Annotated in this window: 9 protein-coding genes; 8 read left to right on the top strand and 1 reads right to left on the bottom strand. The window is 35.8% G+C overall.

Annotation, left to right across the window (positions count from 1 at the left end; genetic code table 11):
• Window positions 1-199 precede the first annotated feature (199 nt).
• The 8 genes from H1R17_RS02330 to H1R17_RS02295 are packed head-to-tail and all read left to right on the top strand — an operon-like array spanning window position 200 to window position 14,108.
• On the top strand, window positions 200-1,945 hold the full coding sequence (locus tag H1R17_RS02330; protein ID WP_163433132.1) for a hypothetical protein: 1,746 nt from the start codon (window positions 200-202) through the stop codon (window positions 1,943-1,945).
• Window positions 1,946-1,984: 39 nt separating this feature from the next.
• The gene (locus tag H1R17_RS02325; RefSeq protein ID WP_163433131.1) at window positions 1,985-3,802 is read left to right on the top strand and encodes a hypothetical protein; all 1,818 of its coding nucleotides are present in this window, start codon (window positions 1,985-1,987) and stop codon (window positions 3,800-3,802) included.
• 34 nt (window positions 3,803-3,836) lie between these two features.
• Complete coding sequence (locus H1R17_RS02320) at window positions 3,837-6,395, top strand: hypothetical protein (RefSeq protein ID WP_163433130.1); 2,559 nt, start codon at window positions 3,837-3,839, stop codon at window positions 6,393-6,395.
• Window positions 6,396-6,403: 8 nt separating this feature from the next.
• Window positions 6,404-6,877: a hypothetical protein gene (locus tag H1R17_RS02315; protein WP_163433129.1), complete on the top strand. Its 474-nt coding sequence runs from the start codon at window positions 6,404-6,406 to the stop codon at window positions 6,875-6,877.
• A gap of 11 nt (window positions 6,878-6,888) precedes the next feature.
• Complete coding sequence (locus H1R17_RS02310) at window positions 6,889-9,924, top strand: hypothetical protein (RefSeq protein WP_163433128.1); 3,036 nt, start codon at window positions 6,889-6,891, stop codon at window positions 9,922-9,924.
• Window positions 9,925-9,941: 17 nt separating this feature from the next.
• Window positions 9,942-11,201 carry a gliding motility-associated C-terminal domain-containing protein gene (locus H1R17_RS02305; RefSeq protein ID WP_181729245.1) on the top strand — a complete coding sequence of 420 codons (1,260 nt, stop codon included), beginning with the start codon at window positions 9,942-9,944 and terminating at the stop codon, window positions 11,199-11,201.
• Window positions 11,202-11,213: 12 nt separating this feature from the next.
• Window positions 11,214-12,134, top strand: a complete 921-nt coding sequence (locus H1R17_RS02300) for a type IX secretion system membrane protein PorP/SprF (protein ID WP_181729229.1) — start codon at window positions 11,214-11,216, stop codon at window positions 12,132-12,134.
• Window positions 12,135-12,146: 12 nt separating this feature from the next.
• On the top strand, window positions 12,147-14,108 hold the full coding sequence (locus H1R17_RS02295) for an OmpA family protein (protein WP_181729244.1): 1,962 nt from the start codon (window positions 12,147-12,149) through the stop codon (window positions 14,106-14,108).
• A gap of 49 nt (window positions 14,109-14,157) precedes the next feature.
• On the opposite strand, the gene H1R17_RS02290 is transcribed toward H1R17_RS02295, so the two are convergent.
• Window positions 14,158-14,670 carry a hypothetical protein gene (locus H1R17_RS02290; protein WP_163431652.1) on the bottom strand — a complete coding sequence of 171 codons (513 nt, stop codon included), beginning with the start codon at window positions 14,668-14,670 and terminating at the stop codon, window positions 14,158-14,160.
• Window positions 14,671-14,673: the final 3 nt, after the last annotated feature.

The following is a 14,673-nucleotide window of genomic DNA, read 5'->3' as shown; positions in this document are numbered from 1 at the left end:
ATTAAGGTTTTTATAACAGTTTCAAATTATTAGATACATTGATAATCAATGTTTTATTGCGTGTTTCAAATTATTAGAAACTACAAATTGCCAATTTTATGAAACTTTTTTAACCTTTTTTTATGGCAATTTTGAACTATAAAGTCGCACGTATTTTTTTGCGAGATTTTTTAAATATTGAATATTAATTCCAACAATTATGAAAAAAGAACTATTAACTGTCGCTTTACTTATGGGAACGTGGGTGGCGAGCGCACAAGTTGGAATTGGAACCTTAAATCCGGATAAATCTGCACAGTTAGATGTAGTTGCTTCAGACAAAGGTATCTTAATTCCAAGAGTGTCACTAACCAGTCTAACCGATGCTACAACCATTAAAAATGGTAATGTAGAATCGCTTTTAGTTTACAACAAAACAAATGGCGAAGGTGTTACTCCTGGTTATTATTATTGGTTTGAAGGAGAATGGCGTAGATTATTAACACCTACCGATGTTTCTTCTGATGTTTTAACTGTGTTAGATTATGATGCAACAACAAACACATTATCTTATGTGGATGAAAACAGTGTAATTCATACTTTTAAACTTAAAAATACCAAAAATAGTACCATAGTTTTAAACGGTACTGTTTTAACAGTTACAGATACTGATGGAGACGTTTATACAGTTGATTTAGCAGCGTTAGATACAAATACTACAAATACTAGTTTGGTGTTAGATGCTAATAACGATTTAAAATTAACTGATTCTGCTAATAATGTCCTAACAGCAAACATGTCTTCTTTGGTAAATACAACTAAAGTAAATGCAGGTACAAACGTTACCATTACAGGTAATGGTTCAGCTGCTACACCTTACATTGTAAATTCAAAAAATACTACAAACACAAATTTTACATTAGATAGCACTACTAATAAGTTGAAATTAGTTGATTCTGATGGTAATAATATTGAAATAGACTTAAGTCAGTTAGCAAAGAATACCACAATTGTTAATGTAACATTTGATCCAGCTACCAATAATATCACTATTACCGATTCTGAAAACAATACTAAGCAAGTTGATATTTCGGGTGTATTAAAAGCTAAAAATGGTTTGTCTGTTGAAGATAAGCATGTAGTTTTAGGTGGTGATTTAACAAAAAACACGGCAATTAATACCTTAACGTATGATTTAGCTATTCAAGATCTACAACAAACCGATACATCTGAAAATGCTAAAATGATGATGGTTGAAAATACAACTGGAAATTTAAGAGTAGCAAGCGTAGGTCAAATTGTAAATCAGGTAACCAATGTTGATGTTTCTACAGACAACAATCAAGTAAGTGTTACTGTAAACGGAAAAACGGATAGCGATACTATTATTAAAACAAACAGTTTAACTGTAAATGGTTCTACATTAACATCAAACGTTAATGGCGTTTCTTCAAGTATCGATTTAGACAGTACGATAACAACTACTCAAAAAACAACAAGTGTTTCTAACGGTACTAATACAACGGTAACGCCTACAACAACAGGTAAAAATACCGATTATAAAGTAGATGTTGCTACTGCTAATGGTACCAATTTAGGAGTTGTTAAACAAGCAGCTACAAACCCAACCGTGTTTATTAATGCAGCAGGTGAACTAAGTACAAATTCTTGGGCAGCAAATAACATTGTTGAAGTTTCTACTGATTATCCAATTACAGCAGATGATGTGGTGGTTTTAGGGAAAGCTAGCGCTGCCGATATTACCATTACATTGCCAACTGCAGCAGGTAAAAAAGGGAGAAAGTTAACTGTTAAGAAAAGCGACAATGGAAATTCAACTTACGTAAATGTGGTGTCAGCAGGAGGAAGCATTGATGGTGAAACCGACTTATACACTTCGTTACCATACTCAGGCTGGGATTTTATGAGCGATGGAACTGATTGGAAAATCGTAAACAAATTTTAATCAAAAAAAACAAAACAAAAATATTTAATAGAAACAATCATGAAAAAAATTACATATACTATCGGATTCGCATTTGCAATGTTAGCAACATCTAATGCAGTAGCACAGCAAGGTTTTGGTACTAATCGTCCAGACAAATCAGCAGCAGTAGAAATTAAATCACCAAATAAAGGTTTGTTAATTCCACGTATCACGTTAACTTCTGATACTGATGTTACTACTATTGTAAGTCCTGCTAACTCATTATTAATATATAATGAAACAACAACAAATGGATTACATGCAGGATATTACTATTTTAATACTAATCTTACTAAATGGATTCCTTTATTAGATAGTCAATACCAAAACAATACAACCGTTACGCAAGATGGTCAAAACTTATCAGTTATTGGTACACCAACAGTAAATGCGAATGGAAGTACAACAACTGATTATAAAGTTAAAATTACTCCAGGTCTAGATAAACAGTTTTTAGCAACGTATGATGACAACGGAACTTTAAAAACCAAATGGGTTAGCTATGGTGATATTATTGAAGTAACCAACGGTTTAACAAAAACTGGAAATACTATTAAGTTAGGAGGTACTTTAACCGAAGACACAACTTTAAACACTAATGGTAAAAAAGTAATGATTCAGGGATTGTCTCAAGTTCCTAATATGGACAATCAAGTAATTGCAGTTGGGCATGAAACTACAGGCGAAGTAAAAGTAGCAACGCCAAAACAAATTGTTGACAAAGGTCTTACACATGATTTAACATCAAGCGTAAACACTATGAAATCAACAATTAATGGTGTAGATAAAACAGCTCCAATTATTAATACTAATGATTTGTCTATTGCGGCAAATACTACTATTTTAACATCAACAGTAAATGGTGTAGCTGATACGCAAGATTTAAAACCTACAATTCAATCAGGACAAATTAAGTATGATGTAACAGCAGGAACTGGGGTAACAATTGATCCAACTGGCTCTACAGCTGATTTTAAAACGTTCAAAATAAGTGCTGATGCAGGTGCAATTGCTTTAGACGGCGATGTAACTGGTCCAGCAAATAACAATAAAGTAGTTAAAATTCAAAATGTTGCTGTTAGCCCTACTGTACCAAGCACAGGTCAAGTACTAAAAGAAGTTTCAGGCGTTTGGACACCATCTACTTTAAAAACAACAGATGTTACTGATGGTAAAAAATTATCATCTACCGATTTAGTTATTTCAGATGTTAACAATAAAGCGTTATTACAAGATTTAACAGTTGATATTAAAAATGATGCAGTAAAAGCAGTAAAATTAAATGATGATACAGCTGGTGCAGGTTTGGTGCGTAACGCAACAACAAAAGCTTTAGATGTAAACGCTAAAAATGGTGTTAAAGTTGATGCAGCTGATGATTTTGTAAAATTAGGAGGTGCATTAACAGAAGCAACAACCATTACAACAACTGCAAATGAAACTTTAGCAATTGCAGGTTTACAACCATTTACAGGTGCTCAGAAAAACGTGGTAGTGGTTGATGCAAACGGAGTTTTAAAAACAGCTGCAATAAATACATCAAACGCTATTGTAACAACAGCGGCAAGTTTATCATTAACGGATACTCACGAAACTATTTTAGTTAATGCAAGTGCAGGTAGCGTAACAGTTACATTACCAACAGCAGCAGACGATAACAAAGGAAAACGCTATTACGTGAAGTTAGTTGCTACAAATACAGCTAATACAAACGAAGTTATCATTTCAAGTGCAAGTGCAATTGATGGTGCTACAACTCCAATTGCTTCATCAAGTCCTTACCAAGCATGGTTATTACAATCTGATGGTACTGCTTGGTTTGTAGTAGGTAACTAAATAAAGCTAGTTTAAAAACTAAAAACAATTAATTATGAACAAAAGAGTTTTAAATATAAGTTTAATCCTGTTGATGGCAAGCACCGGTAGCGTATTTGCCCAACAAGGATTTGGTACCAACAGACCAGCACAATCGGCTGCAGTAGATATAGTTTCGCCAAATAAAGGATTGTTAATTCCGCGCGTTGCTTTACAAGCCGATAATTTAGCTGCTCCAATAACAAGTCCTGCAACATCATTAATGGTATACAACACCACTTTTGATGCAGCAAAAAATTTAAAGCAAGGATTTTATTTCTGGAACGGTACCAAATGGGAACCTTTTACAACAGCTACTACCGATTTAAATACTACCAACGTTTCGTTGGCAGTAGTTGGTGGTGAGTTAATTTTAACAGATAGCGATGGTCATCCTGTTAAGGTAAATACGTCAGATTTAGACAAGCAACAAATAACAACTTTTGATTATGATCCTAATAATGCTAATAATTTAATCTTATCATTAGAACGCGGTGGTACCAAAACAGTTAATTTGTCTAAATATTTTAATTCAACCAAATTAAAAGATGGAAAAAATACAAAAGTTTTTGGAAATGGATTAACAGGCACAGAGTATTACGTTGATGTAGAAACAGCTTCAAAAACACAATTGGGTGTTGTACAAATAGGTTCAGGTATCAATGTTGATGCTAATGGTGTAATTAGTGTACCAGCGGCGCCAGGTGAGACAACTACAACTATTACAAATACAGTTGCTGGACATAAAATAGCCGATTATAAAAACGAAGCTAATGCAACTGTTGCTATTAATGAAACGGTAACCAATTTAACGCAAAATGCTTCTGGAATTTCTTATACTAAAGAAGATGGAACTACAGCTTCAGCAAAAGTAGTGAGTGCAAATGCAGGTAATTTAATTACAACAGATACTACCGATTTTGGCGCTTTGCTAACAGAAACTAATGTGCAAGGTGCTCAAGTAAAGTATCAAGTTGTTAGTGGGTTAAATACTGCTGCTTCTTTAGACGGAACAAGTACACCAAATTTACAAAAGTATAAAGTTGATGTTAAAACAGGTAATGGTACCACTTTAGGAGTGGTTAAAGAAGCTACAACACCAACGGTAAATGTAACAAATGGTGAATTAGCGGTTAATTTAACAAATACAAAATTGTCTGGTGAGGTTTCAGGACCGTTAAATGCAACAATTGTAAATGATGATGTTATTGATGCAGCTAATTTAAAAAGCAATGCGGTTACAACGGTTAAAATAGCCGATGCAAACGTAACACCAATCAAAATACAACCAGCTGCTACACATACGCAAACGCAAGTTATGGTAACCGATGTGGCTGGAACTGTAAAATGGGTAGACCAATCAACCATTTCACCAGCTACAACGGTATCTAATACAAGTACTGATAATACATTAATAACTACGGTTAATGGTGTATCATCAAATTCTGTTAATTTGGTTAAAACGGTTGGTTTAAATTTATCTGCTGATAAAAAATTAACAACAACTGTTAATGGTGTTTCAAACACAACAGCTTTAGATTTAAGCGGTATTGATACGAACACTACAAACAAAACCTTAGCTGTTTCAGGAACAAATTTAGTTTTAACCGATTCAGATACTAACACGGTTCAAGTTCCTTTAACTGATTTAGACAAGCAAACATTAACATACACTACTTCAACAAATAAGTTGAGTATTTCAAATGGTAATGAAGTAGATTTGTCATCATTAAAAGATCCTATTACAACAAATGTTTTAGCTGTTTCAGGAACAGGTAATAATACGTTAAGTTCAACAGTAAATGGTAAGCTTTCCAACACCATAAATATGGTTGATAATGTTGCGTTAAGTTTATCTGCCGATAAAAAATTGACAACAACTGTTAACGGTGTTTCAAATGCAACAGCTTTAGATTTAAGTAGTATTGATACTAATACGGATAACCAAACATTGTCATATGATAATACAACTAAAAAGTTAAGTATTGTACGAGGGAATGATGTGGATTTATCAGCATTAGCTACAGATACCAATACCATTACTACAGTTAGTGCTAACGCAACACAGTCGTATGTGAAAGTAACATCTAATCCAGCAAATCCGGGTACAGCAAATAGAGATTATGCAGTAGGTGTTGATTCTGCTACTCCTCAAATTGTATCACAAGCAGGTACCACTACACCTGGAACATCAGGAGTTGTAAAACCAGGTAATCAGTTTAAATTAGAAACTGATGGTCATTTAACGGTTAAATATGCAATGCCTCAGTTTTTCTATATGCCTTCAATTTTAATTGATACAAGCGTGGTTGCTCCTACAGTTGATAAAACAGTTAATTTATATACACAGTACACAACACAATTTAATGTAGCAAGTGCTAACAAGCGTAGTTCAAGTGCTCCAGCACAAATACCGGTAATACCTGCAGCTACAGATTTACATTATTATGTAACATATAGCGATGATACAGCAATAGAAATTGTAAGTATTACAGACGCTGGTCTTATGACGTATAGAGTTAAAAGCAACACCAACAGTTTGTCTTTTGTAAATATTGTATTTGTAATTAAATAAGAAAGCGTATGAAAACTTTATACACCCTACTATTAGCGTTTGGGTTGTGCTTTACAGTTCATGCGCAAAGTAATGTTATCAATAATTATAATCAGTTAACTGGTTCGGCTAAAGCATCAGTTGATAATGCTTTAAATGCCAATTATTATAAATTGTTAATCCAAGAGGGATTTACGTCAAAATATTTGGGAGATCAAGCAAATGAAAAATCAGTTGAGATTGTTGGATTAAATTCATTGTTAGTAGATAATTTTAATGCAAATGAAATTCATTTTAATAACTCAAAAATTATCTTTTTTAACAATATTAATAGTCTAACAAATAATATTGTAACTGTTAACTTATCTAATGCAGCTAATTTACAATATGTTGTTTTTACAAGCCAAATTGATATTCCTAATGTACAATTACAACAATGGATTGGTAATTTAAACTTACCAAGTACAACGCAGGTTATTTATAGAAAGATTGTATTAAATTAAAAACTTAAACTATGAAACAGCTATACATATTTAATAGATGGTGGTGCAACTCATTGTTTGTTGCCATCGTAGTTTTGCTTTGCAATACAACTTTAACTAATGCGCAGATACGTAAAGCGTTTACACAACGTACATCTACACAAGCATTAAACGATTATAAAAAACCAGGTACCGATGGTAAAATTTATAATTTGCGCGGCGATTTTGCCATGGCAGGTAATACCAATATAACCTTTACAAATTATGCTGATAATGCTACTAATAGTAATGATCTTATCTATGTTGATATTGATTTAGATGGTACTACTATCAACTCATCTTCATCATTTTTAAATGTATTAAATGATAATTGTACCGAAATTGTGTACGCAGGTTTGTACTGGTCTGGGCGTGCCAATACTGGAAATATGAGTTTTAATGTTTCAGGTACTGTACAAACTCCAGGTACTACAACAACACAAACTTTGAACCATTTTCATGATGGTACAAATAATTTAAATAATACAACCCTTACAATTAATAGAGCAGGTACATCAAATGATTATTATGCCGTGCATTTAATTAAAATTGGCGACAAAGAGTTTGAGTTTACTATTAGGAATAATGGCACTGTTACCAAACGCGAACGTGTTAACAACGGTATATGGTCTAGTTCAACACAAGTCAGTGTAACGGCTACGAATAGTTTAACAAATACTAACAACATTACATATTCAAATGTTAATAGTGATATCGTTACTGTTGGAAGTGGAAATAGTAGAGTACAAACAGAAACAGAAACAAGTACTGCAACGCAAACAGATGAAAATTCCGGGTATAAAACTTTTACGTTGAGTACTCCAATTGTGTATAATTATAATTCTGTAAACTATACAATTAGTTCTATTAGATCTTATTATACGGAAAGTAGGACTAGAACTACAACTGCTACAAGAACTAGAACGAGAGACCGAGGTTTCTTTGGATGGAATTCATGGAGTGTTTGGTCAAATTATTCATACGGTTCATGGAGTGCATATTCTTCATATTTAAATAACGGATCCGAAGCTGATTTTAGAACAGAAGCGAACAACTATGTAAGAATACAAGGCCCTAAAACAAGCACAGGAACTACTAATTATAATGGTACGTTAACTAAAAATGTTGTAAAATTTAAAAAAGAAGGGCAACCTTACCAAACCTTAACAGCAGATGTTAATGATGTACGTTATCCTAATGGTAACGACGCAAATATGTACGCTGCTTATATAGACGTTACCAACTACGTACGTCAACATAAAGGTGGTAATTATATGGTTGCAGATATAGCTACAACCGCAAGTTCTGATAGTAGTGGAACAGGTTATTACGGTGGTTGGGGAATGGTTGTTATATATGCCAACCCATCAATGAAATGGCGTGACATTACAGTATTTGATGGATATGCATACGTGGCAGGTAGTACTACTATAGACCACCAATTGCCAATATCAGGTTTTCAGGCAGCGCAGCAAGGTGCTATTAATGTGGATATTGGGGTAATGGCTGGTGAAGGAGATCGTAGTATTCCAGGTGATTACTTTCAAGTATTAAGAAGCGGTGGAACTAGTACTAATGCATCACACTATGTCGATTTAGGAAATTCAGGTGGCACTGGTGGTTTTTTTAACTCTAATATAGACACAGGTTCATCTAAAAATCCTAATTTAGTTAATAATACAGGTATTGATATTCAAAGGATATCGTTGCCTAATCAAACGCCAAGCACAAATTACATTATCGGTAATAATCAAACCTCTACAACATTTAAATATGGTTCTACACAAGACACCTATATTATTTACAACCTAGTATTTGCGGTTGATGCTTATGTACCCGAAGTTGAAGGATCAAATCAGGTGTTAACTGCACAAACAACTGCTGATATAAATAATTTACAACCAGGTGATGAGGTTACTTATACATTAGATGTTTTTAATTACGGTTCGGATATTATTGAAAATGGTAAAATAGATGTGAACATACCTCATGCTATGAAAGTGGTTAGTGCTACAATGCAACAAAATACTCAAGCTGCAAGTGGCGCTACAGGATCATACAGTTTTTCACAACCCCAATGGATAAATCCTTCTACAAATGTTTCAGGTACATTACCAGCTACTGTTGATGGTGGTACCATTAGTTGGACTTTAGGTACAATACCAACGCAAACACCTGTAAGCAATATCAACAACAGGGTGCCTATGGCAACATTAACCTATAAGTTGAAGGTTACAGAGAACTGTACCATATTAACAAGCAGTGTTGACGAATGTGCATTAAAACCTGAAATTAATGGAACTATTACTGGTGTTGGTAGAAACTCTAAAGAAAATTTAAGTACAGAATTTATTAAGGGTTATGCAGCAGATTGTAACAACACACCTATTTATGGCGGAATTGATATGCAAATTAAACCATCTCAAGCTTTCTTAACACAATGTAGTTTAGATCAGCCTGTACAAAACGGTGTTCGTTTGTTTAAAAAGTTCTGTGCTGTAGCTGGTAATGTTATACCAAGAAATGAAATTGCAATTGGTAGTAATTCTAACTCGCCTAATTATCCTTTAGGAACTAAGTTTTATTCAACGTTACCAACAGTTAGCAATCCAGTTTTGGTATCAGGAGATTTTCCAGTAAATACTGATGGAACACAAAAAATGTTTTATGCGGTACTACCAGGTGCTAATCAAGCGTGTTTCTACCAATTAGCAACACAATTAGATATAATTACGCAAACACCAAGCATTGCTAATGTCGATGTTTGTTTTGGTACTGGTTACACTTTAAACCCTACAGTAGCAACACAAGATCCAGGTACTTCTTTTTACTATTTTGCTAACGGAAGTTCAACACCATTAGCCTCTGCTCCTCAGTCTACTAAGCCAGGCGTTTACACATATCAAGTAGCTTTAGGAAAGGTGCAAAGTGGAAGTTCTTGTTTTGGTCCAAAGGCTACCTTTACCATTACAATTCGTAATTGTAAAACGCCTGTAAACCCAATGATTTATACGCCACTTAATAGATAACATTAAAAACTAGTATCATGAAAAAACAATATACAATAATACTAGCGTTAGTTTTGAGCTTGTCTGTACAGGCTCAGAACAATGTTACAGTGAACCACGGCAATTTAAAGGTAAGTTCAGGAACAGAAGTATCCACTTATTTTGATTTTGTCAACACCAAGGACGGGAATGTTTTAAACGATGGTTCGATGTACTTTTACGGCGACTACCAAAACCAAGGCTTGTTTAGTTACACAACCAACAGTCGTACGGGTTATGTGGTTTTCGAAGGTAAGAACAAAACCATTCAAAGCATCTCGGGTAGTTCACCAAGTAGCTTTTACGATGTTTTGTTCAACAAAAGCGGAGGCGATTACGCCTTTCACTTAACCAACGATATCGCTACACAAGGCACAGTAAACCTGGCCGATGGTATCGTGTATATGGACAAAGCCAACGGCGGTGCCTTTGTATTCTTAAAAGGCGCAACCCATGTAAGCACCAGCGATAAAAGCCACGTAGACGGAGAAGTAACCAAAAAAGGTACCGATGCCTTTAAATATCCAATAGGCGATAAAGGCTACTACCGTTTTGCCAGCATTTCCGCACCAGCACAAGAAGCCGAAATCTATACAGGCGAGTATCTTTTAGAAGATTCCAACAACAAATACCCACACGCTAGTCGTACAGGGGTATTACAAGCTATAGACAACAAAGAATATTGGGTGATCAACCAAAGCGAAAAAAGCAACAATTCAGTAATTGTTAGCTTGTCTTATGACAAACGCACCACCCCGCAAGACTTTGTAAACAATGCAGAGCTTTTGCACGTAGTACGTTGGGACGAAAAACAAAAACTTTGGGTAGATGAAGGCGGCGTGGTTGATTTAGCCAATCAAACCGTAACCACCCCTGTAAAAGTAGAAGGCTTTGGTATTTTTACCTTAGGTACGGTTAAAAAACCATTACTTAACCCAGGCGATGTGGTTATTTACAACGGGGTAACCCCAGATGGCGATGGCATGAACGATTATTTCATCATTGATAACATCAACTACTTCCCAAACAACCACGTAAGCATTTACAACCGTTGGGGAAGAAAAGTGTATGAAACTCAAGGCTATGACAGCAAAGGCAATGTGTTTAAAGGCATGGCCGAAGGCGTAGACGTAGTAGGCAAAGGCGAAAAACTACCAACAGGTACCTACTATTACGTAGTAGAATACTTGTACGATAGAGATGGTCAAAGCCAATGGGTTAAAAAAGTAGGGTATTTACATTTAGAAAATAACGACTAAACCTAAAAAGCAATGAAAACAACAAAAATCATAGTGGCTTTATTAGCTTTAGTAAGCCTTACAGCCACCGCGCAACAAGACCCACAGTACACCAATTATATGTACAACACCATTAACATCAACCCCGCGTATGCAGGTAGCCGTGGATCGTTAAGCATCTTTGGATTACACCGCAGCCAATGGGTAGGTATTGATGGCGCACCAACAACGAATTCGTTTTCAGTAAACACACCACTGGGCGATAACAAAGTAGGATTAGGAGTAAGTTTTGTAAACGATGCCTTAGGTGTAATGGATGAAAACACCATTAGCGTAGATTTCTCGTACACCTTAGATCTAAACAACCAAGGCAGCAAATTAAGCTTTGGATTAAAAGGATCGGCAAATTTACTAAGCGTAGCCTATTCCGATTTAAACAAGTACAACCCCAATGATCCACAGATATTAAACGATATCTCAAGTGAGTTCACGCCCAACATAGGTGCAGGTATCTATTGGCATAATGAGAAAAGCTATTTAGGTTTCTCAGTACCCAATTTCCTAGAAACCACGCGTTATGACAATAATGTACAAAGTACCATGCAACAAAAAATGCATTACTACTTAATGGGAGGTCATGTATTTGAAATCAATCCAACCTTGAAATTCAAACCCGCGTTTTTATTCAAGGCAGTAAGTGGAGCACCATTACAAGCTGATGTCACTGCGAATTTCCTAATTCACGATAAGTTTACCTTAGGAGCGGCTTATCGATGGGATGCCGCATGGAGTGCCTTGGCTGGCTTTCAAATCACCAACGGATTGTTTGTAGGCTATAGTTATGATAACGATATCAAAGCGTTATCCAACTACAACAGCGGCTCACATGAGATCTTTTTACGCTTTGAATTGTTTAACAAATACCGTCGCGTGAATTCGCCACGCTTCTTCTAAAACCACAAGGACATGAAAAAAGGAATCAGCACAATTGCCCTGGTATCCGCCTTATTTTTAGGGAATACCGTGGCACAAGCACAAGCCGGTTTAAAGAAAGCCGACAAGCAGTATGATCAATGGGCGTATGTAGACGCATTGGATATTTATGAAAAAGTAGAAAATCGTGGTTACAGCAGCCAAAGCTTGCATGAAAACTTAGGCAACGCCAACTATTTTAATGCCCGCTACACAGCAGCAGAAAAGCAGTATGAGCGTTTGTTTGCAGAATACAGCAATGAAGACATAGCCCCAGAGTATTACTACCGCTACGCGCAAACCCTACAACACGTAGGTAAGGAAACCGAAGCCAAGCAATACTACAACACCTTTGTAAGCAAAGTAGGTAAGAGCCAAATAGGTGAAATACGCAAAAACGAAGCCGAATTAAAAGCACAAATTCAGGCCAATTCGGGTCGTTACAGCCAAATAACCAATTTAAGCATCAACACACCTTTTGCCGATTATGGTAGCTATGTGCACAACAACAATTTGTACTTTACCAGCGCACGCGATACCGGTAGTTTAAGCAAAAAAGTACACACCTGGACAGGCGCAGCCTTTACCAGTTTGTACCAATATTCATTGCAAAACGAAACCGATAACGGTAAAAATCAAAAAGTACAACGCATTAAAGGCGATGTAAAAAGCAAGTTAAACGAGTCTACGGCAGTTATCACCAAAGACGGGCAAACCATGTATTTTACAAGAAACAACATTGTAAAAGGTACCCGTAAGTACGATGCCGACAAAAACACCCGTTTAAAAATATACCGTGCTGAGTTGCAAAACGGCAAATGGGTAAAGGTAACCGAATTGCCTTTTAACAGCGATGATTATTCTACCGCACACCCAACGCTAAGCGCCGATGAACGCACGATGTACTTTGCATCCGATCGTCCAGGAGGCTTTGGTGAAAGCGATTTATGGCAAGTAAGCATCAATAACGGTAGCTTTGGCACCCCTCAAAACCTGGGGCCACAAATCAATACCGAAGCTCGTGAGAGCTTTCCGTATATGAACGATGCCAACGAGTTGTATTTTTCAAGCGATGGCAGAGTAGGCTTAGGTGGTTTGGATGTGTATGCAACCAAATTAGACAAAAACAATCAGTTTGAAGCCGTACAAAACCTAGGTGCACCAGTGAACTCTAACGCAGACGATTTTGCGTATTACATCAACCACAGCACCAAAGAAGGCTTCTTTTCATCAAACAGAGAAGGCGGAATGGGTAACGATGACATCTACAGTTTTGTAGAAGACAAAGAAATCAATCGTTGTCAGCAAGATTTGGTAGTAACAGTGGTAGATGCCAAAACGCGCAATATTTTAACCGATGTTGAAATTACCTTGTACGATAGGCTGTACAACAGCTTAGGCACATCGCATCCAACCAGCAAAGGCAATCAGTTCACAGCCGATTATGTTTGCGGTGAAATGTATCGTTTAAAAGTAGCAAAAGCCGATTATATCACCAAAGAAGAAACGGTAACGCTAGACACAACAACGGGCATTACAGAGAAAACGGTTGTTTTAGAACGTAAGAAAGTAGAAGTGAAAAAGAACGACGATTTGTTTAAAGTACTTCAGTTAAACCCTATTTATTTTGATTTAGACAAAGACAACATCCGTCCGGATGCAGCAGTAGAGCTAGCCAAAGTAGTAGAAGTGTTAAAAGAGTACCCACGCATGAAAATCGATGTACGTTCACACACCGATAGTCGTGCAAGCGATGCTTACAACTTAAAACTATCGCAGCGCAGAGCCAAATCAACCGCTAATTGGATGATTGCCCAAGGCATAGACGCTGCAAGAATTACCTACAAAGGTTATGGCGAAACCCAATTAGAAAACCGCTGTAGCAACGGTGTTAAATGTTCTGAAGAAGAACATCAACAAAACCGTAGATCTGAATTTATTGTTTCCGAACTATAGATTATTCTAAATTTTTCTTTCTGAGGTGGAGTTTTTACTCCACCTCTTTTTATTTTAATTGTTTTAGTTTGTGAAAAACAGCTTTTAAATAGTTTTGAGAAGATGGATCTATTGGAAGAGTAGCTTCGTTTATCAATGTTTTTAAATCGAGTTCTTCTATTTTTGAAAGATCATCTGGAAGAATTGTTGCATTAGGAAATTGTTGATGTAACAGGTTTTCAAGTTCGGTTAACGCTCTAGTATGAACACGCTGATGGCTGTTGTATTCAAAAAGAAGCGAGCTGTAAAGAAAATCAATATCAATAAATTCGTCTTGAATATTTTGTAGATTTAACGGTACCATTAATTCATCATCATCAAATGTTTGTCTTGTTGCTACATTGATGTTTCCTAAATTATTTATTTGGTTAAAATGTTTGTTGTGAAGTTCTTTTAAAGCATTTTTATATTGCTCTTTTGTAATTTCTTTGCTTTTTAGTTTTTGCTTATAACCTTGAATTAACTGTGAAAAGCCTAGTTTGATTAAATCTTTTTCAACGGCATCTTTAAAAAATGAAAACATATA

Source organism: Flavobacterium sp. xlx-214, assembly GCF_013874595.1.
In the GTDB taxonomy this organism is placed as follows: Bacteria; Bacteroidota; Bacteroidia; order Flavobacteriales; family Flavobacteriaceae; genus Flavobacterium.
This window is presented reverse-complemented; position numbering and strand designations above follow the sequence as displayed.